The sequence below is a fragment of the Mesorhizobium sp. LNHC252B00 genome (genome assembly GCF_000502955.1).
GTDB lineage: Bacteria > Pseudomonadota > Alphaproteobacteria > Rhizobiales > Rhizobiaceae > Mesorhizobium.
Window position 1 is genome coordinate 95,040 of sequence record NZ_AYWO01000018.1, and the last position, 18,791, is coordinate 113,830.

The 18,791-nt window shown below is 63.2% G+C and carries 22 protein-coding genes; 3 read left to right on the top strand and 19 right to left on the bottom strand.

From position 1 onward, the window contains the following. Positions 1-256 precede the first annotated feature (256 nt). From X744_RS149310 to tesB, 3 genes are all read right to left on the bottom strand, one after another. Positions 257-1,609, bottom strand: coding sequence for an ammonium transporter (locus X744_RS149310; RefSeq protein WP_023760943.1), 1,353 nt, complete (start codon positions 1,607-1,609; stop codon positions 257-259). Between the two features lie 31 nt (positions 1,610-1,640). Next, positions 1,641-1,979 carry a P-II family nitrogen regulator gene (locus X744_RS149305; protein WP_023760944.1) on the bottom strand — a complete coding sequence of 113 codons (339 nt, stop codon included), beginning with the start codon at positions 1,977-1,979 and terminating at the stop codon, positions 1,641-1,643. Between the two features lie 217 nt (positions 1,980-2,196). Next, positions 2,197-3,072 (bottom strand): acyl-CoA thioesterase II, encoded by an 876-nt coding sequence (tesB, locus tag X744_RS149300; RefSeq protein WP_023760945.1) that lies wholly within the window; start codon positions 3,070-3,072, stop codon positions 2,197-2,199. A 99-nt stretch (positions 3,073-3,171) separates the two neighbouring features. On the opposite strand from tesB, the gene X744_RS149295 reads away from it, so the two are divergent. Beyond that, positions 3,172-4,431: a ubiquinone biosynthesis hydroxylase gene (locus X744_RS149295; RefSeq protein ID WP_023760946.1), complete on the top strand. Its 1,260-nt coding sequence runs from the start codon at positions 3,172-3,174 to the stop codon at positions 4,429-4,431. Positions 4,432-4,595: 164 nt separating this feature from the next. Here the strand turns inward: X744_RS149295 and X744_RS149290 are convergent, their stop codons facing one another. From X744_RS149290 to X744_RS149280, 3 genes are all read right to left on the bottom strand, one after another. Beyond that, on the bottom strand, positions 4,596-5,123 hold the full coding sequence (locus X744_RS149290; RefSeq protein WP_023760947.1) for a hypothetical protein: 528 nt from the start codon (positions 5,121-5,123) through the stop codon (positions 4,596-4,598). A gap of 148 nt (positions 5,124-5,271) precedes the next feature. Next, the gene (locus tag X744_RS149285; protein WP_023760948.1) at positions 5,272-5,628 is read right to left on the bottom strand and encodes a YciI family protein; all 357 of its coding nucleotides are present in this window, start codon (positions 5,626-5,628) and stop codon (positions 5,272-5,274) included. After that, positions 5,625-5,861, bottom strand: a complete 237-nt coding sequence (locus X744_RS149280) for a hypothetical protein (protein WP_023760949.1) — start codon at positions 5,859-5,861, stop codon at positions 5,625-5,627. The genes X744_RS149285 and X744_RS149280 overlap by 4 nt, the downstream gene beginning before the upstream one ends. A 232-nt stretch (positions 5,862-6,093) precedes the next feature. Here X744_RS149280 and X744_RS149275 point away from each other — a divergent pair, with 232 nt between their 5' ends. After that, positions 6,094-6,519: an OsmC family protein gene (locus X744_RS149275; RefSeq protein ID WP_023760950.1), complete on the top strand. Its 426-nt coding sequence runs from the start codon at positions 6,094-6,096 to the stop codon at positions 6,517-6,519. Between the two features lie 52 nt (positions 6,520-6,571). On the opposite strand, the gene X744_RS149270 is transcribed toward X744_RS149275, so the two are convergent. The 7 genes from X744_RS149270 to X744_RS149240 form a co-directional block, all read right to left on the bottom strand. After that, positions 6,572-7,201 carry a DUF480 domain-containing protein gene (locus X744_RS149270; protein WP_023760951.1) on the bottom strand — a complete coding sequence of 210 codons (630 nt, stop codon included), beginning with the start codon at positions 7,199-7,201 and terminating at the stop codon, positions 6,572-6,574. Positions 7,202-7,234: 33 nt separating this feature from the next. Then, complete coding sequence (locus X744_RS149265; protein ID WP_023760952.1) at positions 7,235-8,014, bottom strand: succinate dehydrogenase iron-sulfur subunit; 780 nt, start codon at positions 8,012-8,014, stop codon at positions 7,235-7,237. Beyond that, positions 8,014-8,451, bottom strand: coding sequence for a DUF3052 family protein (locus X744_RS149260; protein ID WP_023760953.1), 438 nt, complete (start codon positions 8,449-8,451; stop codon positions 8,014-8,016). The genes X744_RS149265 and X744_RS149260 overlap by 1 nt, the downstream gene beginning before the upstream one ends. A gap of 2 nt (positions 8,452-8,453) precedes the next feature. Beyond that, positions 8,454-10,289: a succinate dehydrogenase flavoprotein subunit gene (sdhA, locus tag X744_RS149255; protein WP_023760954.1), complete on the bottom strand. Its 1,836-nt coding sequence runs from the start codon at positions 10,287-10,289 to the stop codon at positions 8,454-8,456. 1 nt (position 10,290) lies between these two features. Then, positions 10,291-10,686: a succinate dehydrogenase, hydrophobic membrane anchor protein gene (sdhD, locus tag X744_RS149250; protein ID WP_023760955.1), complete on the bottom strand. Its 396-nt coding sequence runs from the start codon at positions 10,684-10,686 to the stop codon at positions 10,291-10,293. Between the two features lie 2 nt (positions 10,687-10,688). After that, positions 10,689-11,108 carry a succinate dehydrogenase, cytochrome b556 subunit gene (gene sdhC / locus X744_RS149245; protein ID WP_023760956.1) on the bottom strand — a complete coding sequence of 140 codons (420 nt, stop codon included), beginning with the start codon at positions 11,106-11,108 and terminating at the stop codon, positions 10,689-10,691. A 255-nt stretch (positions 11,109-11,363) separates the two neighbouring features. Continuing rightward, positions 11,364-11,780: a hypothetical protein gene (locus tag X744_RS149240; RefSeq protein WP_023760957.1), complete on the bottom strand. Its 417-nt coding sequence runs from the start codon at positions 11,778-11,780 to the stop codon at positions 11,364-11,366. 262 nt (positions 11,781-12,042) lie between these two features. Between X744_RS149240 and X744_RS149235 the strand changes: the two genes are divergently transcribed. Further along, positions 12,043-12,405: a hypothetical protein gene (locus X744_RS149235; RefSeq protein WP_023760958.1), complete on the top strand. Its 363-nt coding sequence runs from the start codon at positions 12,043-12,045 to the stop codon at positions 12,403-12,405. Positions 12,406-12,465: 60 nt separating this feature from the next. Here the strand turns inward: X744_RS149235 and X744_RS149230 are convergent, their stop codons facing one another. The 6 genes from X744_RS149230 to X744_RS149210 form a co-directional block, all read right to left on the bottom strand. Further along, positions 12,466-13,683 carry a GGDEF domain-containing protein gene (locus X744_RS149230; RefSeq protein ID WP_023760959.1) on the bottom strand — a complete coding sequence of 406 codons (1,218 nt, stop codon included), beginning with the start codon at positions 13,681-13,683 and terminating at the stop codon, positions 12,466-12,468. Positions 13,684-13,793: 110 nt separating this feature from the next. Beyond that, the gene (locus X744_RS149225; protein WP_023760960.1) at positions 13,794-14,990 is read right to left on the bottom strand and encodes a GGDEF domain-containing protein; all 1,197 of its coding nucleotides are present in this window, start codon (positions 14,988-14,990) and stop codon (positions 13,794-13,796) included. 160 nt (positions 14,991-15,150) lie between these two features. Then, the gene (gene leuC / locus X744_RS149220) at positions 15,151-16,476 is read right to left on the bottom strand and encodes a 3-isopropylmalate dehydratase large subunit (protein ID WP_023760961.1); all 1,326 of its coding nucleotides are present in this window, start codon (positions 16,474-16,476) and stop codon (positions 15,151-15,153) included. Between the two features lie 365 nt (positions 16,477-16,841). After that, positions 16,842-17,102 carry a VOC family protein gene (locus X744_RS01000000170040; protein WP_245266793.1) on the bottom strand — a complete coding sequence of 87 codons (261 nt, stop codon included), beginning with the start codon at positions 17,100-17,102 and terminating at the stop codon, positions 16,842-16,844. A gap of 141 nt (positions 17,103-17,243) precedes the next feature. Further along, the gene (locus X744_RS149215) at positions 17,244-17,879 is read right to left on the bottom strand and encodes a class I SAM-dependent methyltransferase (RefSeq protein WP_023760962.1); all 636 of its coding nucleotides are present in this window, start codon (positions 17,877-17,879) and stop codon (positions 17,244-17,246) included. A gap of 54 nt (positions 17,880-17,933) precedes the next feature. Next, positions 17,934-18,746: an amino acid ABC transporter permease gene (locus X744_RS149210; protein ID WP_023760963.1), complete on the bottom strand. Its 813-nt coding sequence runs from the start codon at positions 18,744-18,746 to the stop codon at positions 17,934-17,936. Positions 18,747-18,791: the final 45 nt, after the last annotated feature.

The following is an 18,791-nucleotide window of genomic DNA, read 5'->3' on the forward strand; positions in this document are numbered from 1 at the left end:
CCTGCGTGCCCGCCATTGTCCGTTTTTGGCAACAAAAGATCGGGCTGGGGCCCGGCAGGTCAGTTGGCGCCACCGAGCGCCTGCAGGTTTGCGCAGAATTCGGCGTGCGGCTTGCTCATCGCCGCATCCTGGCAAAAAAGAGGCCCGGAAATTATCCGGGCCTCAATGCGTGAACTCCTTTCGAGAGTGTCACGACGGGATGGTTTGGGGGGCCGGCGGGAGGAGGTTCCACCGGCCCCGTGAGGCGGAGCTGGCCTTACGGCACCACTTCGCCATGCTGGGAGATGTCGAGGCCTTCGACCTCTTCCTGGGTCGTCGGACGCAGGCCGACCAGCGCCTTGACGATGTAGAGGATCACGAAGGTTGCAATCCCCGTCCACACGATGGTGACGGCGACGCCGTAGATCTGCTTGCCGAGCGAAGCGCCTGCACCGAGGCTGTTGATCGCCGGATCGGCGAGAACACCGGTGAGCAGAGCGCCGATGACACCGCCGACGCCATGCACGCCGAAGGCATCAAGCGAGTCGTCATAGCCGAACATGTGCTTGACCTTGACCGCCGAGAGGTAGCAGACGACGCCCGCAACGATGCCGACGATGAAGGCGCCGGTCGGGTTGACGAAGCCGGAGGCAGGTGTCACCGCGACCAGGCCGGCGACGGCGCCGGAGATAATGCCGAGCACCGAAGGCTTCTTGGCGACGATCCATTCGGCGAACATCCAGGCGAGTGCCGCGGCTGCGGTCGCAACCTGGGTGTTGAGCATGGCAGCGCCGGCGAGGCCGTCGGCGGCCAGTTCCGAACCGGCGTTGAAGCCGAACCAGCCGACCCACAGCAGCGAAGCGCCGATCACCGAATAGACCAGGTTGTGCGGCGCCATGTTGGTGGCGCCGTAGCCTTCACGCTTGCCGAGAACCAGCGCGCAGACGAGACCCGCGACACCGGCGTTGATGTGGACGACCGTGCCGCCGGCAAAGTCGAGCACGCCGGCCGTGCCGAGGAAGCCGCCACCCCAGACCCAATGCGCGATCGGCACGTAGATGACCAGCAGCCACAGCGCCATGAAGATCAGCAGCGCCGAGAACTTGAAGCGTTCGGCGAAGGCGCCGGCAATCAGCGCCGGAGTGATGATGGCGAAGGTCATCTGGAACATCGAGAACACGAATTCAGGAATATTCGCGACGCCCGGCAGCCACAGCGAGGCAGTGGTGATGCCGTGATGGAAGAATTTCGAGGTGCCGCCGAGATAGCTGTTCATGCCGCCGCCGTCGGAAAAGGCCAGCGAATAGCCGAACATGAACCACAGCACCGTCACCAGGCAGGTGATGGCAAAGCTCTGCATGATGGTGGCGAGCACGTTCTTCTTGCGCACCATGCCGCCGTAAAACAGCGCCAGGCCCGGGATGGTCATCATCAGCACGAGCGCCGTCGAGGTCAGCATCCAGGCGGTATTGCCGGTGTCGAGCACCGGGGTTGGGGCAGCCGGTGCAGCCGCTGCCGCGGCAGGAGCCGCTTCCTGCGCGAAGGCGGCGACCGTGCCCAATGCTGCGAGAGCGAGCGAACCCAAAAGGGCGGCCCGTCCCGTCGTCTTCAAGGTAGAAGGAATATTCATTGAACTCTCCATTGGAATACGTGATCGCCGCTCAGAGCGCGTCGGTGTCTGTTTCGCCGGTGCGGATGCGCACCGCCTGATCGATGCCGAAAACGAAGATCTTGCCGTCGCCGATCTGGCCGGTCTTGGCGGCTGAGGTGATGGCTTCGACGGCCTTGTCGACCATGTCGGCACTGACCGCGACTTCGATCTTGATCTTCGGCAGGAAGCTGACCGCGTATTCCGCCCCGCGATAGATTTCCGTGTGCCCTTTCTGACGCCCGTAGCCTTTGACTTCGGTGACGGTCAGGCCCTGGATGCCGACGGCGGTAAGCGCTTCGCGGACCTCGTCGAGCTTGAACGGCTTGATGATTGCCATCACGATTTTCATAAGGTTGCACCCTTTGCTGTTGCGGTCCCCCGCGTTTGCACGACTTCACCGATCCTAAAGAGCCGGAGAGTGCCCACGTGGATTCAAGCTCCGTGCCAAGTGCCGAAGCAGGGTGTTAACCCGTTGTAAACAAAGGGATGAAGGCGGCCGAAGCCGTGAGGTGCCCGCAACAACGGCAAAGCATCTGCTTAAAAACTATGCAATTTTCGAAAAATGCCTACTCTGTAGGCGGTCGCTTGAGCCGGATCAGCCCTTCCTGCGCAACCGAGGCAATCAACGTGCCGTCGCGGGCAAACAGCGACCCGCGCGTGAAGCCGCGCGAGCCCTGTGTCGACGGGCTGTCCTGCGTGTAGAGCATCCAATCGTCGAGCGCATGGCTGCGGTGGAACCACATGGCATGGTCGAGGCTCGCCGCCTGGATATCGCGGTCGAAAATGGCGCGGCCATGCGCAAAGGTCGAGGTGTCGAGCAGCGTCATGTCTGAGAGATAGGCGAGCACCGCCGCCTGGATGGCGCGATCCGCCGGAACCGGACCGGTGGTGCGGATCCAGATGTTCTGCTTCGGCTCCAACTTTTCGCGGCTCGTGTAATGCTTCAGCATCACCGGCTTCATCTCGATCGGCCGGTCGCGCTCCCAATAGCGTTTGATGCCTTCGGGCACCGCCTCGCCGAACTTGCCCAGCAACTCGCGCTGTGACAGCAACGTGTCGGGTCCGGCAACGTCCTGCGGCATCGGCACCTGGTGTTCGAGACCGACCTCATCCTGCTGGAACGACGCCTCCAGCGAAAAGATCGCCTGGCCGTGCTGGATCGCCACCACGCGCCGCGTGGTGAAGGAGCCGCCGTCGCGGATGCGGTCGACCTCGTACACGATCGGCACCTTGGTGTCGCCGGGCCGCATGAAATAGCCATGCAGCGAATGCACGTGACGATCAGGGTCGACGGTTCGCTGCGCCGCGACCAGCGCCTGGGCGATGGTCTGGCCGCCGAAGACGCGCTGCCAGTCGAGCAAGGGACTGCGACCACGATACAGATTGTGTTCCAGCTTCTCGAGGTCGAGAATGCCGAGAAGCTCGTCCATGGCGGCCGTCATATTTCGCGCCCTCGCAGCAGAAGTGTTATGGCGGTTTCCGACAGGACGGACAGGCAGTCAAGGGCGCAAGACGCGGCTGGCGCGCAAGGAGCGAAGTTGATGCAACGCAAGGTGGACACGAAAACCAAGCCTGGACTCGATGTTCTGGTCGCCGGCGCCGGTTATGTCGGCCTGGCCAGCGCCGTATCGCTGAAGCAGGCCCGTCCGGGCCTTGCCGTCGCTCTCGTCGATGCCGCGCCGGCCGGTGTCTGGCAAAGGGATGGCCGCGCTTCGGCCATTGCCGCCGCCGCCTGCCGGATGCTCGACCAGCTCGGCGTGTGGGCCGAAATGGCGCCGCAGGCCCAGGCGATCACCGAGATGATCATCACCGATTCGCGCACTTCCGATCCGGTGCGTCCGGTCTTCCTGACCTTCGACGGCGAAGTGGCGCCGGGCGAGCCGTTCGCACATATGGTCGCCAACAAAGTGCTGAACGGCGCCTTGCGGGCCCGCGCCGAGAAACTCGGCATCGACATCATCGAAGGCGTGGCGGTGCAGGGTTTCGAGACCAACGGCGGTGGCATCACCGTGCATCTCGCCGACGGTGCGACACTGAAGGCGCGGCTGCTGGTCGCCGCCGACGGCGTCAACTCCAAGCTGCGCGACATGGCCGGCATCAAGACGGTGAAGTGGGAATATGGCCAGTCCGGCATCGTCTGCACGGTCGCGCATGAACGCCCGCACAACGGCCGCGCCGAAGAGCATTTCCTGCCGGCCGGCCCTTTCGCGACGTTGCCGCTCAAGCCCAGCGAGGACGGCACCAATCGCTCGTCGATCGTCTGGGTCGAGCGCACGCAGGATGCCGAGAAGCTGGTGGCCGGTGACGACCTCGTCTTCGAGCATGAACTCGAACAGCGCTTTAGTCTGAAGCTCGGCGAGATCCGCGTTGCCGACAAGCCGCGCGCCTGGCCGCTCGGCCTCACCATCGCCCGCGCTTTCGTCGCTCCGCGCATCGCGCTCGCCGGCGACGCCGCCCACGGCATCCATCCGATCGCCGGACAGGGCCTCAATCTCGGCTTCAAGGATGTCGCCGCACTTGCCGAGGTGATCGTCGAGGCCGACCGGATCGGCCAGGATATCGGCGCGCTCGACGTGCTCGAACGCTACCAGCAATGGCGCCGCTTCGACACGGTCCAGATGGGCATCACGACGGATGTGCTGAACCGGCTGTTTTCCAACGACATCGGCCCGCTGCGCGCCGTCCGCGACATCGGCCTCGGCTTGGTCGAACGCATGCCGCGCCTGAAGGAGTTCTTCATCCGCCAGGCGTCGGGACTGTCCGCTAGCACGCCTCGATTGTTGAAGGGCGAGGCGATCTGATCGGGGTGTCATTACACGCAAGGGTGTGTTGAGATTCAGATCAGGCCGAGTCGAGAACGGTGGGTTTCGAGAACCGGAGCGGAGCGTACGTTTGGGTACGCGAGAACCGGAAGCGCAGGAAGCTGCCGTTCGCAGGCCGGCATCACCTGAATATCAGCATACCCCTAGTTCACCTCGAAACCCAGCTTCTGCCGCAGCCGCAGTATGCGCTGGTCGGATATCTCGAGGCGTTTCTCGCCGCCTTGGGCGGCGCGGTTGACCATCTGCAGCAGGTCGTTGCGCTCGGCGACATCGAGGCGTTCGCGCAGGAACGGCGCCAGCTTGTCGATGACAACAGTGGTGTCGTCGATCTGTGCTGCCGCCCATTTGGCGTAGATCACCGCTTCGTCCGTCTTCTTCTTGTCGGCGATCTCGGAGATCACCAAGCGAATGACAGCCTCGCGTCGCGGCAGGACCGGCCCTTCCTCGGAGACGATTGCGGTGATCAGCGTCGCGGCGGCCACCACCGGATCGTCGATCGCGGTCAGTGGCGACAGGGCCGCCTGCTTGCGCAGCTTCTTGCGGCGCACCGAACCCTGGACCCGGCCGATGACATCGGCAACGTCACGCGCAGCCTCGTTCATGGCCTTCATCCGGTACCACCAGAACGCCGCCGCGCCCAGCACGCCAAGGACAGCAATCAAGAACGGCATGCCGACACCCCCCAAAATCCCGCCAACGATAGGAGAACTCTTGCGGTGCTTCAACATGCAAGAGTTGCGCCGGGCGAAGAACTCGGACCCCGCCAGGCGCTTCCGATGAAACCACCGCTCCAGACGACGGGCGACGAAGGAATCGCCTCTACGATCCCGGCACATCGTAGATCGCGCGCACCTCGATAGTGCCGATTTCGGCCAGCGGAATCTCGGCGGCGATCTCCAGCGCCTGGTCAAGATTATCAGCCTCGATCATGACGAAGCCGAGCAATTGCTCCTTGGTTTCGGCGAACGGGCCGTCGGTGATCAGGCTCTTGCCCTTGCGCCTGCGAAGGGTCTTCGACGTTTTCACCGATTGCAGCGCCTGGGCGATGATCAGTATCCCACGCTGATCCAACGAACGGTCATGAGCCATCGAATCGGCATCGAGCTTGGCCAGACGCTCCGGCGTCATGGCATGGAGGTCCTTTTCCTCACCATAGACCAGACAGACATATTTCATTTCCAGCTCCCTTGCTGCGTCGAACCAGTCGAACCATAGGACGCGGTGACGAGCGTGTCAGCGTTGCCCCTGACCGCTGCCGCATGGTCGAGAAGGCACGCCGCGATGCCGATGATGGCAACCGCGACCAGAAGCCGGCCAAAACCGGACGCCGGCGGGTGCAACCAGAAGTCTTCCGGTCGGCAGGCATTGCGGCCTGCGCCTTTCCACGGTGCGAAAAACAGATTGTCCATACGAACCTCCATCCGGCCACAACCTCGTGGCCGCCCGCAGGACGGGCGCGGGAGATCAAAGCCGACATTTTTGCACATGCACTTTTTCGAAAAGAATTTGGCCACCAACTGCGCAGTGGTTCAAAGAGCGCAGTGGCCTTCGCCTTCGCGCGCGCTATAGTTGACCGGACGCCGGGGCTCCCCCAGGCAACCAGCCGCGGCAACCCCAGCCACGACAACCAAGGAGGAATTCATGGACCGCACCGCAAACGCCGTCTGGAAAGGCGATCTGAAGGGGGGCACGGGCACGCTCGACACCCAGAGCGGAACCCTGAAGGGCACGCCCTATTCGTTCAAGGCACGCTTCGAGGACGAAAGCGGCAAATCCGGCACCAATCCGGAAGAGCTGATCGCGGCGGCGCACGCCGGCTGCTTTGCCATGCAGTTCTCGCATTTCCTGGCCGAGAACGGCACGCCCGCCACCGAACTCGACGCCAAGGCGGTGGTGACGCTGGTTCCCGGCACGGGGATCACCGGCAGCGCCCTCACGGTGGTCGGCAAGGTGCCCGGCATCGATGCCGCGAAATTTGGGGAGCTGGCCGAAAAGGCCAAGGCCGGATGTCCGGTCTCGAAGGCGCTCGGCGCCATAAATGTATCGCTTGACGCTCGGCTCGGCTGAGCACGCTGGATCCAGCGTGATGACCCGGCGCGAACGCACAGGCGCGCCGGGGTTATGCGCCCAGCGCGTCTAGCCGGGCGCGAAGTGCGGCGACTTCCTGCTCCAGCACCTCCAACCGCGCCTCCAGGTCGGAAGCCGGCAGGGCCGATGCACTCCGCTGCGCCGAAAGGGCTGCAACGTCCACAGGGCCGCTGAGGAGATGCACGTAGCGGTCCTCGCGTTGGCCCGGTCCGCGCGGGATTTCCTGGATGAGTGGCGGTCGGCGGCCGATCAGCATGTCGAGTTCGGCGCGCAGATCTTCGATCGATGAGAATCGCGCCATACGCTCGCTCCGCGCCAGCAGTTCATGTGCCGTCTGCGGCCCGCGCAGCAACAGCAGGCCGATCAAAGCGGTCTGCGGCGTCGTCAGCGAGAAGCGCTGCGCCATCTGGTGCTCGTAGCGCTCGACGCGCGAACCGAACATCTGCCGCACCAGCCCCTTTTGTTCGAGCAGCTTCAGCCCCCGGTGCACCTCGACCTGTTCCAGCGCCATCACCGGCTCGCGCGCCGTCTTCTGGTTGGCGGCGGCCAGTGCTGCATTGAGCGTCAGCGGATAGACATCCGGCGTCAGCTCCTTCTTCTCGATCAGGCAGCCGAGGATGCGCGCCTCGACGGGGGAAAGAATTGGAAGATCATCGCTCATTGGATTTGCTCGCGCCGGCAACCAACCTGCCGCCTAGACCCTTCTCTCAACCATCATCTTCTTGATCTCGGCGATCGCCTTGGCCGGGTTGAGGCCCTTGGGGCACGTTTGCGCGCAGTTCATGATGGTGTGGCAGCGATAGAGCCGGAACGGATCCTCGAGATCGTCGAGCCGCTCGCCCTTGGCCTCGTCGCGGCTATCGATCAGCCAGCGATAGGCCTGCAAAAGCGTTGCCGGACCGAGATAGCGATCGCCGTTCCACCAATAGCTCGGGCACGAGGTCGAGCAGCAGGCGCACAGGATGCACTCGTAGAGCCCGTCGAGCTTCTCGCGGTCCTCATGGCTCTGCAGCCATTCCTTGGCCGGCTCAGGCGACACCGTCTTCAGCCATGGCTGGATCGAGGCATGCTGGGCGTAGAAATTGGTAAGGTCCGGCACCAAATCCTTGACCACCTGCATATGCGGCAGCGGATAGACCTTGACGGCGCCGGAAATGTCGTCGCATCCCTTGGTGCAGGCCAGCGTGTTGGAGCCGTCGATGTTCATGGCGCAGGAGCCGCAAATGCCCTCGCGGCAGGAGCGGCGCAAGGTCAGCGTCGGATCGATCTTGTTCTTGATCCAGAGCAGCGCGTCGAGCACCATCGGCCCGCAATCGTCCATGTCGACGAAATAGGTGTCGATGCGCGGGTTCTCGTCATCGTCCGGTGACCAGCGGTAAATGCGGTACTCGCGCAGGTTGGTTGCGCCCTCCGGCTTCGGCCAGGTTTTGCCCGCCTTGATCTGCGAATTCTTGGGGAGTGTCAGTTCGACCATTACCTCAGGTCCTTTCGGATGACGAGCTTCAGCCCGGACCAGATTTCATTGACGGCGGCCACTTTCACGTCGACCAGATCGCGCTTCAGCGCCGCGGCGCGAACAACACCTTCGGTGACGTCAGTGGCCACTTTCGAAGCCTTTTTCGGCCAGGATACCCAGACCATGCCGTCGCGCTTGATCGCTGCCTCGACATCGCCGAGGCGATCCTCGATCTCGGCGCGTTGCCGGGCGAAGGCATGGACGGCGTCGTATTTCAGGATCGTTCCCGAAATATCAGACCAATCGGCCAGCCGATCGACTTGAGCGAAGTCAACGGCCTCAGTGAGATCGCTGAGATCATCGGGGAGCGCGATGAAGGCGGCGGTCATGCCGTCCTTCAGGCCGAGCTTGGCCGGAAGGGGCGTGCCGGAATATCCCGAGGCCGCCAGCGCCATCGTCAATACACCCTGGCCTTCGGTGCGATCTTGACCGGGTTGATACCCCCATCTTGTTCCTTGAGCAGCAGTTCGGTGTGCACTGGCCGATAGCTGAGCGTCACCTTGCCGTCTTCGCTGAGCCTGGCCAGCGTGTGCTTGCGCCAGTTGGCATCATCTCGGGCTGAAAAATCCTCCCGCGCATGCGCGCCACGGCTCTCCTTGCGCGCCGCGGCGCCGTAGACCGTGGTGATGGCGTTGGCCATCAGGTTTTCCAGTTCCAGCGTTTCGACAAGGTCGGAGTTCCAGATCATCGAGCGATCGAACACCTTGACATCCCTGAGCTCGCCCCAGATCTGCGAAATGCGTTCGCAGCCGCTGTCCAGCGATTCCTGGGTACGGAACACCGCCGCGTCTTCCTGCATCGCCTTCTGCATCTTCTCGCGCAGTACCGCCGTCGGCGTCGAGCCGCTGGCGTGGCGCAGCCGATCGAAGCGGTCCATGATCTTTTCGACCGAGGCCTCATTGGGCGAAGGAATTGCCGAATTGCGGTCGATGACCTGGCCCGCCCGGATCGCCGCCGCGCGGCCGAACACCACCAGGTCGATCAGCGAGTTCGAACCGAGCCGGTTGGCGCCATGCACCGAGGCGCAGCCGGCCTCTCCGACCGCCATCAGCCCCGGCGACACCTGGTCGGGATTGAGTGCCGTCGGGTTGAGCACCTCGCCCCAGTAGTTGGTCGGCACGCCGCCCATATTGTAGTGCACCGTCGGCAGCACCGGGATCGGCTCCTTGGTCAGGTCGACGCCGGCAAAGATCTTGGCCGATTCCGAAATGCCCGGCAGCCGCTCATGCAGCACGGCCGGATCGAGGTGGTCGAGGTGCAGGAAGATATGGTCCTTCTTCGGGCCGACGCCGCGGCCTTCGCGGATCTCAAGCGTCATGCAGCGCGAGACGACATCGCGCGAGGCAAGGTCCTTGGCCGATGGCGCGTAGCGCTCCATGAAACGCTCGCCCTCGGAGTTGACGAGATAGCCGCCCTCGCCGCGCGCGCCCTCGGTGATCAGGCAGCCGGCGCCGTAGATTCCGGTCGGGTGGAACTGCACGAACTCCATGTCCTGAAGCGCGAAACCCGCCCGCGCGGCCATGCCGCCGCCGTCGCCGGTGCAGGTGTGCGCCGAGGTGGCCGAGAAATAGGTGCGGCCATAGCCGCCTGTCGCCAGCACCACCATCTTGGCCGAGAAGCGGTGGATGGTGCCGTCGTCGAGGTTCCATGCGACGACGCCTGTACAGGTCCCGTCCGGCTCCATGATCAGGTCGAGTGCGAAATACTCGATGAAGAACTGGGCATTGTTCTTCAGCGACTGGCCATAGAGCGTGTGCAGCATGGCGTGGCCGGTCCGGTCTGCGGCGGCGCATGTGCGCTGCACCGGCGGGCCTTCGCCGAAATTCATCATCATGCCGCCGAACGGCCGCTGATAGATCTTGCCCTCCTCGGTGCGCGAGAACGGCACGCCGTAATGTTCGAGTTCGTAGACGGCGGCGGGCGCCTGCTGGACCATGTACTCCTGCGCGTCGATGTCACCCAGCCAATCCGATCCCTTGACGGTATCGAAAAGGTGCCATTGCCAATTGTCGGGTCCCATATTCGCAAGTGAAGCGGCAATGCCGCCCTGCGCCGCCACCGTGTGCGAGCGGGTCGGGAACACCTTGGTGATGCAGGCGGTGCGCAGGCCCTGTTCGGCCATGCCGAGCGTGGCGCGCAGCCCGGCACCGCCGGCGCCGACGACAACGACGTCGAACTTGTGGTCGACATAAGTATAGCCAGCGCTGTTGGCTCGTTTTGCGTCCTTGGCCAACTCAGCCTCCGAATGTCAGCTTGAGCAGGGCGAAGATCGAGGCGACGCCGACCGCTATGGGGAAAAATGTGTTGAGCGCGATCAGCGCCAGCTTCATGCCCTCGCCATGCACGTAATCCTCGATGATCGCCTGCATGCCGAGGCGCATATGGGTGAGCCCGGAGACCAGCACCAGGGCCATCACCATCGCCACGAACGGATTGGCAAGAGCTGCCCGCACATGCTCATAGTCGGCGCCGTTGAGTGCAATCAGGAAACCGACGAAGAACAGCATCAGCGGGATGTTGGCGATCGCGGTCAGGCGCTGGCGCCAGAAATGTCCGGTGCCCTCGCGGGCGGACCCGAGGCCGCGGACCTTCGCCAGCGGCGTGCGCATGTCGGAGTTGTTGTCGCTCATGATCAGGCTCCCCGCGCCATATAGCCGGCGATCCAGATCAGCAGCGTGAGCAGGATGGAGCCGGCCAGCGTGGCCCAGGCGATCTTCCAGGCCGTGTGCTTCTCCAGACCGTTGCCGGTGTCCCAGACCAGATGGCGCACGCCACCCAGCATGTGGTGCATCAGCGCCCAGGTGTAGCCGAACAGGATCAACCGGCCGAGCCAGGTGCCGAAGGCCCAGTTGACCCAGTCGAACGTCGCCTGCGAGCTTGCCGCAGCCATCAGCCACAGCGCGACCAGCAGCGTACCGAAATACAGCGCCCCGCCCGTGATGCGATGGATGATCGACATCGTCATCGTGATCGGCGGCCGGTACACGCTCAGATGTGGCGAAAGCGGCCGTTCACGTCTGGCAAATTCGCGGGTGGCTGGTGATTTGCTCATGGCTCCCCCAGTTCGGCGTCTCCTGCCTCATGTGGAAATGCGGCATTGCCGCTTCCGGTTGCGACTTCGGACAGCCGGTTTCTAATGCTCTTTTTGCACCGCGTCAAAGCCAGAAAACCGTTTCGAAAACGTAATTTAGTCTGACTAAACGGCAAGCTCCCGGCTTCAATCGATTAGCGCTGGGGCCCGAAGCCGGCTCGATATCGCTGCAGTGCAGCATGCCTGTCACCGGGCCCAGTGATATCGAGATTGGCGCTAGCGTTTGCAGGTCTGCGGCGTCGACCCCTTCTTCATCACCAGCGCTTCGCTTCCGTCGATCACGATTGCGTCATGTGTGCCCGCCTGGTAGCGGCTGCTCTGGTTGGCAGGCGACGCCGCAAACTCCTCGGTCGCGCCGTCGGACCCGACCACACGCAATGACGTGCCGAGATTCTGGATGGCAATCATGCCGTTATTGCCGCATCTGTAGGTGGCCGTGCCTATGCCGGATCGCGGCGCAGTAAGGTCGGTGGTGATCTTGGTTGCAGCTGCCGGGGGCGCCGCGGCTGCGATGGACGGCTGAGCCGGCGCAGACGAATTGACCGCCTTCGGCGCGCCATCCTGCGGCACACAGGCAGCAACGGTAACGAGCAACGGGAAAACGGACACCCAAACCATTCGGCGTACCGCCATTTGCCGTCCTCCCGCGCGGCAAATCAGCCGCGAATGCTTTGCCAAGATTTAGGTCATCCCGACGCAGAGACGAACGCCGGCGCGATGGTGCGGCCAAGCATGGCCGAATGATGGCCGCCGGGTTTTCCATCCAGTCGGATATTAACGGATATTAACCATGTTCACCGAGACATCGCCGCGAAGCGCGTCAGCCTCTTAACAAAGGTTAAGAAAGCGTTAATTTCCGATTCGAGGAGGCTTTCCTCAAGACATGGAGGACGCCATGCGTTCGAATTCGGGCAGATCGCGCCTTGCGGCGCTCACAGTGGCGGCCTCGGTCGTCGGCCTCGTGGCGCCAGCAGTCGCCGGTGCGCGGCATCAGGATCGCGTCTACGCCGATTCCTTCGGCAATCTCGTCATCGACAGTGCCGCCGGCTACAAGCGCATCCTCGTCGGCGAAGGCAGGCTGGCCAAGCAACTGTCCGACTACACCAGCGCCGGCCAGCCCAAGGTGATCTACGAGAACGAAGCCGACGATCTATCAGGCTACAGCGATTGCTACCGGCCACCGGTGCTGGTGAAGGGCCGTTCCTATATGTACGGACTTTCCGACGGTGAGATGCCGGAACTCAGCCCCTGCCGCTAGACTCGTGTTTGGACGCAATTTCCAAGGGAAAGCGCACCGCGCCTTTCTCGGGGAAACGTCTCACATTTCTCCTGGAATTGCTCTGCCGTCCATTCCGGCTGACGACCAGTTGTCGGCTGGCCCGGCCGAGATGCGCACGCAATCGCGCCCGGCATTCTTCGCCTGATAGAGCGCCTGGTCGGCGCGCCGCATCAGATCGGTAAAATCTTCGCTCGGATGAAGTTCGGCGACGCCGAAACTCGCTGTGCAGCGATTGTCCGCCGGCAGCCCGTTTATGGGAAGCGCACTGAAAGCACTGCGGGTGCCCTCGGCAAACAGCCGGGCGGCGGCAAGATTGGTTCCCGGCAGCATGATGGCGAACTCCTCACCGCCGATGCGGCCGGCGACATGATGGCCGGCGGCGGCCTCACGCAGGAAACCTGCAAAAGTCTCGATCACCCGGTCGCCGGACGCATGGCCGAAACTGTCGTTGACGCTCTTGAAGTGATCGAGGTCGGCGATAACCAGGGCGACCGGCACGCCTTGCCGCATCGCGCCAAGCACCGCCAACTCCGCATGGCGGGTGAAGCCGCCGCGGTTGAGCAGGCGCGAAAGCGTGTCCGTCTCCGATTTCGAGGTCACTTCGGCAAGCACGTCGCGAACCAGGATGGCCAGCATCAGCAGCGCCAGCGCCAACGCAAAGACCGTGCCGAGCGATTGCGACACCAGCGCGTAGCTGCTTTGCAGATAGGCTTGCGGATTGGCGCCCCAGCCGCCGAGCGCATGCGCAATGAACGGCTTTGAGGCAAACTGCAGGCCGCTCGCTGCCAGAACGGCCATCAATATGCGATCGAGATGGGCGGGCCCTTGCCTCGATGACCAGACGATTGCCAGCCCGACGAACTGCATGACCGCATAGGGAAGCTGGTAGGCCATCATGCGGACCAGCGACTGGCGTGGCAGGTCCTGCACGAAATACACGGCCATGGTCGTGGCGACCAGGAACAACAGCATCGGCAGCCAGGGCGGCTCCACGCCATACTTGCGGGCAAGCCCGCCATTGAACGCAATTGTGGCGCCAAGGAAAACCGCGAAGGCGGCAACGACCGGGAGCCGCGCGTCGGTGAAGGCGGGAATGCTGAATTCGATCGCCGAATAGGCCATCCCCAGCAGATAGCCAAAAGCCAGCCAGCGCGCCGCAGCGCGGCCGACATCATGGATGGCAATCGCCATGAAGGACGCCGCCAGCAGGCCTGCAACCGACAAATTGATCAAAAGGATGAAGTTGGCGCCGCTCATGATCTTCCCGCACCCGCGCCGACAGCTAAGCATCGACGGGCGAAGAAGACGTTAATGCTAGTGCATGTCGTCAAAAATGGTTCCGGTTTTTTCGGCCCGGCCGTGCGAGATCAGCCCAGCTTGAGCGGCTCCGGGACGAACGCCGTTTCCGGCCGCTCATAAGACAGGCGCACGCTGTCGCGGCCATTCTTTTTGGCTTTGTAGAGCGCGTCGTCGGCACGGCGCATCAGCGGCTCAAGCGCCTCGTCACCGCTTCGGGCCGCCACGCCGAAGCTGGCGGTGACCTTGGTGCCGACAGGAAGCCCGTCGACATGGCCAGCCGAATAAAGCGTTCGCACGGCCTCGGCGAACAGCCGCGCGGCGCCGAGGTCGCTGAGCGGCAGCAGCACGGCGAATTCCTCGCCGCCGATACGCCCGGCAACACCGCGTGCGCCTGCCGCGGAGCGAAGCTTGGCGGCGAAATCAGCGATCACCCGATCGCCCGCCGCATGTCCATGCACGTCGTTGAGCGCCTTGAAATGATCGAGGTCGGCCAGCACCAGCGCGACCGGAAACCGCGCGGTGGCGCAGTGCCGCAAGAGCAGCATGCCTCGCTCCTCGAAACCGCGGCGGTTGAACAGGCCCGACAGCGGATCGGTATGCGTCTCCGTTTTCAGCGCCTTCATCACGTCGAGTGCGGCGGCGCAAAACAGGCACAGCGCAATGAGCAGCGACAGCAGAGCGTGCGACAGAAGCGCCGTCGTCCAGTAGGACGAGCCGTAGAACCCGTCATAACTGGTGAAGGGCCCGTGCGCGACTACGACGATAAGGGTGCGCACGAAGAAGTTGACGCCCGACAGCAGCGACAGCACGAACAGGATGTTTTCGGTCGGGCCGTTGCGGCGCACCGGGCGCAGTTCGGCGGCGACCAGAAGGCTGATCCCACCGAAAGCGAAATTCATCGCCAGGATACGCCAGGTGAGATCCGGCGCGACGAACAGGAACCAGCACAACGAAGCCAGGCCGCCGCCCGCCAGCACGCCGATCCCAACATAGGGCACCTTGCGGCCATGGCGGTGCACGACGGCGCCGGACAGGCAGCAGCCGGCTATGGTGAAGCAGATGTTCGACGCCAGCTTGGTCAGCGGCATGCCGATCGGCAAGGTGAAATACTGCAGCAGGAAGCCGACCGCCGAGAGACTGTAGCTGATCGCCAGCACGGCGAGATACGGGCGGTGGCGTTGATAGGACCATAGCACGAGGAACGCAGCGCCGAGCGCCAACGCTATCGTCGGATTGAGCAGCGCTATGAGCAGACCCGTGTCCAAACGACTGTGATTTCCCCGCTTACGTCGGGGAAGACTTAGAGCGCAAGCGCAAACAAGCGGTTAAGCGAAAGCGAATATGTGAACGGACCGGATAAAAAAGGCCCCGGAGCCGCAAAGCGGTCCGGGGCCTGGAACGTGTTCGAAGCTGGGCGCTTCGGAGTTATTTCCACTCGCGGATGTCGACGAAGTGGCCGGCGATCGCCGCCGCCGCCGCCATCGCCGGCGACACCAGATGTGTGCGGCCCTTGAAGCCTTGCCGGCCCTCAAAATTGCGATTCGAGGTCGAGGCGCAGCGCTCATGCGGCTTCAGCCGGTCGTCATTCATGGCAAGGCACATCGAGCAGCCCGGCTCGCGCCAGNCATCGACATGCGGGCTGACCGTCTTGCCTTCGACCACCTTGGCGACGGCGCGCAGATCCTCGATACGGCCATTGGTGCAGGAGCCGATGAAGACGCGATCAAGCGAGATATCGGTGATCTTGGTGCCTGGCGTCAGCCCCATATAGTCGAGCGCGCGCTGCTTGGAGGTGCGCTTGTTTTCATCGGTTATGTCTTCCGGGTTCGGCACGATGCCTTGCACCGACACGACATCCTCGGGCGACGAGCCCCAGGAAACGATCGGCGGCAGCTTGGCCGCGTCGAGCACGATCACCTTGTCGAAATGCGCGCCCTCGTCGGACCGCAGCGTCTTCCAGTATTCGAGTGCCGCATCCCAGGCCGCGCCCTTCGGTGCGCGCGGCTTGTCCTTGACATAGGCGAAGGTCGTCTCGTCGGCGGCGATCAGGCCGGCGCGCGCACCGCCTTCGATCGACATGTTGCAGATCGTCATGCGTCCTTCCATCGACAGTGCACGGATCGCCTCGCCGGCATATTCGATAACGTAGCCGGTGCCGCCGGCAGTGCCGATCTCGCCGATGATGGCCAAGATGATGTCCTTGGCGGTGACGCCTTCCGGCAACTGGCCGTCGACGCGCACCAGCATGTTCTTGGCTTTGCGCTGGATCAGCGTCTGCGTCGCCAGCACATGCTCGACCTCGGACGTACCGATGCCGTGCGCAAGCGCGCCGAAGGCGCCATGCGTCGAGGTGTGGCTGTCGCCGCAGACGATGGTCATGCCGGGCAAGGTGAAACCCTGCTCGGGGCCGATGATATGGACGATGCCCTGGCGGATATCGTTCTCGGAATAATATTCGACGCCGAAATCCTTGGCGTTCTTGGCCAGCGCCTCGACCTGGATGCGGCTTTCCTCGTTCTTGATGCCGAACTTGCGCTCGGGCGAGGTCGAGACGTTGTGATCGACCACGGCCAGCGTCTTTTCCGGATGCCGGACTTTTCTGCCGGTCATGCGCAGGCCCTCGAAGGCCTGCGGGCTGGTCACCTCATGGACGAGGTGGCGGTCGATGTAGAGCAGGCAGGTGCCGTCATCCTGGCGGTCGACGACATGGTCGTCGAAAATCTTGTCGTAGAGGGTGCGCGGTGCGCTCATGTGCGTAAATCCGTCGATATGAGAATGAGAAAGAGCAGACGCCTGACTTTCGGCCCGGCGAAACGACCTGGACAGGTCGGCCTAGGAAAGTCGGCTGGTCAGCGCCCCGGACACGCGCGCGGAGAAGCGCGACGGCAGGCGTTTCCTGTCCTGCAGCACGAACCCCTTATAGGCCGGATCGCCAAATAGCTCTTCCATGGCGTGGCTCATACCAATGTTTTGGCTTTTCGGCAATTGCGTGCCTTCGCGGAACCTGGTTGCCCGCCCCCCGAAATGGGGAGATCACTGTCTGTCCTTCTTGAATTCGAACAGCTCAATCACATTGCCCGATGGATCTTCAAGCAGAATAGCCCGGCCAGCGCNCCCTACACGACGCTCTTCCGATCTATCAGGGTGTCCAGCCCCCTGGTTATGACCATGAACCTGTTCCATCCGCCTGGCTCCGGTTCACCTCCGGCCTGACCACCGCTTCCCGCACCTGGAGCGCTGAGATACAGGGTAAGATCGTCGCGAAGCAGCGCTGCGAACTTGCCAGGATTGTGCATTTCGACCTTGAATTCGAGATTGTCTCGGTAGAATTCTACCGCCTTGTCTATGTCGGCAACGATATAACGGACGGACGCCATTCAGCCTTCTCCTCTTGTGCCGAGATACTGCGGCGGCGCCATAGTAGCGGTGAGGCGCAGCCCCACGGTTTTGGAACGCACCGACGTGTACATGGTTCCGACCGATGGGGTGCTTGGATGGCGAGGACCAAGCTTATTCCGCTACAGGATTTCGAACACAAAAGTCTTCACCAACGCATCCGGCTCGGCGATCGCATAGCAGCGGAACCATGGGCTTCGCTCGACCGCTCGCCATTTTTTCATCTGCTCCAGTTGGTCGAACACGGCCTGAAAGCCGCCGCTCTCGAACACCTGGTCGCGCACGGTGAAGATCGCATGTCCGCCCTTCCGGGTGATGCGCACCAGTTCATGCAGGCCAGACGCCGGCGCATGGCTGATGGTGAACACCCCGGCGGAGAAGAAGGCGCGGAAGTGGCCGTCCGGCCATGGCAGAGTCCCGCCCAGCATCGCCTGCTTCAGCTCGCTATAGGCGTTGCGGCTGCCGGCGATCTTCAGCATGTCGCCGGAAAGGTCGAGCCCGGCAATGTCGCGGTAGCCGAGCGCCTTCAGTGACGGCCCCGACAGGCCGGTGCCGCAGCCGGCATCGAGCAATGGCCCGTCGCCTGCCGGCACATGGCGCGCCACCCAAGCGGCGATCAGGAAAGGCAGGAGATAGCCGAGCGATGCGGTCTCGCTGTCATAGGTCGCGGCCCATGCGGCATAGGCCTCTTCAAGCGCCTCCGGCGTGTCGGCCGTATAGACCGAATCCAGCGCCGCATTGGCTTTGTCGACGATCATGGGACCTCCTCAACGAGAATGCTGAGGGATCGTAGCGCTGTCTTGGCCCGAAAACTATTGCTCGTGCTGGCGATGCAGCCGCCGTTCCAGTGCGCGCAAGGCCAACGACAGGCCTACCGTCAAGATGAGATAGATATAGGCCACGATCGAATAGGTCTCGAAGAAGCGGAACGAACCGGCGGCATAGACCTTGCCCATCTGCGTGATGTCGGCGACCCCGAGCACCGAGACCAGCGATGAATCCTTGACCAGGGCGACGAAGTCATTGCCGAGCGGCGGCAGGATGGTGCGGATCGCTTGCGGGAATACGATCAGCCGAAAGCGTTGCGCCCGGCTCAGCCCGAGTGCCTTCGCCGCTTCGATCTGACCCTTTTCCACCGCCTGGATGCCGGCTCGGAAAACCTCCGAGATGAAGGCCGAATAGCCAATGGTCAGCGCCATGATGGCACGCCACAAGAGTGACACGTCGCGCACCAGCAACTCGCCCAGCATGCCGGCGCTTTGCAGCGGCTCGGTCAGCGCGTTCCAGGCCGTGACGAAGGCCGGTGCACCGACAAAGGCGATCCAGAACAACAGCACCAGGATCGGCACGCCGCGGATGATCTCGACATAGAAGCGGGCCATCTGGCGTAGCCAGCGTGAGCCGGACATTCCCATCAGCGCAATGCCGAGGCCAATGACCGAGGCCAGCACGAAGGCGATCACGGTGACGAAGATGGTGATGCCGATACCCTTGGCAACCGTGGCGAAGACCTGGGCGTAGAGGTTGCTGGTGGCGACGAAGACGGCCACCGCGATCGCTACGGTTACAGCAACGACGAGCCACCAGGGGAAGTCGGCTTTGGAGGAAGATGCATGCGTCGACATTCAGGCGATGCCGGCCAAGCAAATGTCGCGACGCGCCAGGCCACC

Bases quoted from the DNA above. Each gene is read 5' to 3' on its own strand.
- X744_RS149240 (WP_023760957.1), bottom strand. From the start codon at position 11,780: ATGGCGGTACGCCGAATGGTTTGGGTGTCCGTTTTCCCGTTGCTCGTT.
- X744_RS01000000170040 (WP_245266793.1), bottom strand. From the start codon at position 17,102: ATGGCGTCCGTCCGTTATATCGTTGCCGACATAGACAAGGCGGTAGAA.
- X744_RS149310 (WP_023760943.1), bottom strand. From the start codon at position 1,609: ATGAATATTCCTTCTACCTTGAAGACGACGGGACGGGCCGCCCTTTTG.
- X744_RS149265 (WP_023760952.1), bottom strand. From the start codon at position 8,014: ATGGTCGAACTGACACTCCCCAAGAATTCGCAGATCAAGGCGGGCAAA.
- X744_RS149285 (WP_023760948.1), bottom strand. From the start codon at position 5,628: ATGAAATATGTCTGTCTGGTCTATGGTGAGGAAAAGGACCTCCATGCC.
- X744_RS149305 (WP_023760944.1), bottom strand. From the start codon at position 1,979: ATGAAAATCGTGATGGCAATCATCAAGCCGTTCAAGCTCGACGAGGTC.
- X744_RS149215 (WP_023760962.1), bottom strand. From the start codon at position 17,879: ATGATCGTCGACAAAGCCAATGCGGCGCTGGATTCGGTCTATACGGCC.
- X744_RS149210 (WP_023760963.1), bottom strand. From the start codon at position 18,746: ATGTCGACGCATGCATCTTCCTCCAAAGCCGACTTCCCCTGGTGGCTC.
- X744_RS149235 (WP_023760958.1), top strand. From the start codon at position 12,043: ATGCGTTCGAATTCGGGCAGATCGCGCCTTGCGGCGCTCACAGTGGCG.
- sdhD (WP_023760955.1), bottom strand. From the start codon at position 10,686: ATGAGCGACAACAACTCCGACATGCGCACGCCGCTGGCGAAGGTCCGC.
- X744_RS149230 (WP_023760959.1), bottom strand. From the start codon at position 13,683: ATGAGCGGCGCCAACTTCATCCTTTTGATCAATTTGTCGGTTGCAGGC.
- sdhC (WP_023760956.1), bottom strand. From the start codon at position 11,108: ATGAGCAAATCACCAGCCACCCGCGAATTTGCCAGACGTGAACGGCCG.
- X744_RS149275 (WP_023760950.1), top strand. From the start codon at position 6,094: ATGGACCGCACCGCAAACGCCGTCTGGAAAGGCGATCTGAAGGGGGGC.
- X744_RS149270 (WP_023760951.1), bottom strand. From the start codon at position 7,201: ATGAGCGATGATCTTCCAATTCTTTCCCCCGTCGAGGCGCGCATCCTC.
- X744_RS149280 (WP_023760949.1), bottom strand. From the start codon at position 5,861: ATGGACAATCTGTTTTTCGCACCGTGGAAAGGCGCAGGCCGCAATGCC.
- X744_RS149295 (WP_023760946.1), top strand. From the start codon at position 3,172: ATGCAACGCAAGGTGGACACGAAAACCAAGCCTGGACTCGATGTTCTG.
- X744_RS149290 (WP_023760947.1), bottom strand. From the start codon at position 5,123: ATGCCGTTCTTGATTGCTGTCCTTGGCGTGCTGGGCGCGGCGGCGTTC.
- X744_RS149260 (WP_023760953.1), bottom strand. From the start codon at position 8,451: ATGGCGCTGGCGGCCTCGGGATATTCCGGCACGCCCCTTCCGGCCAAG.
- tesB (WP_023760945.1), bottom strand. From the start codon at position 3,072: ATGACGGCCGCCATGGACGAGCTTCTCGGCATTCTCGACCTCGAGAAG.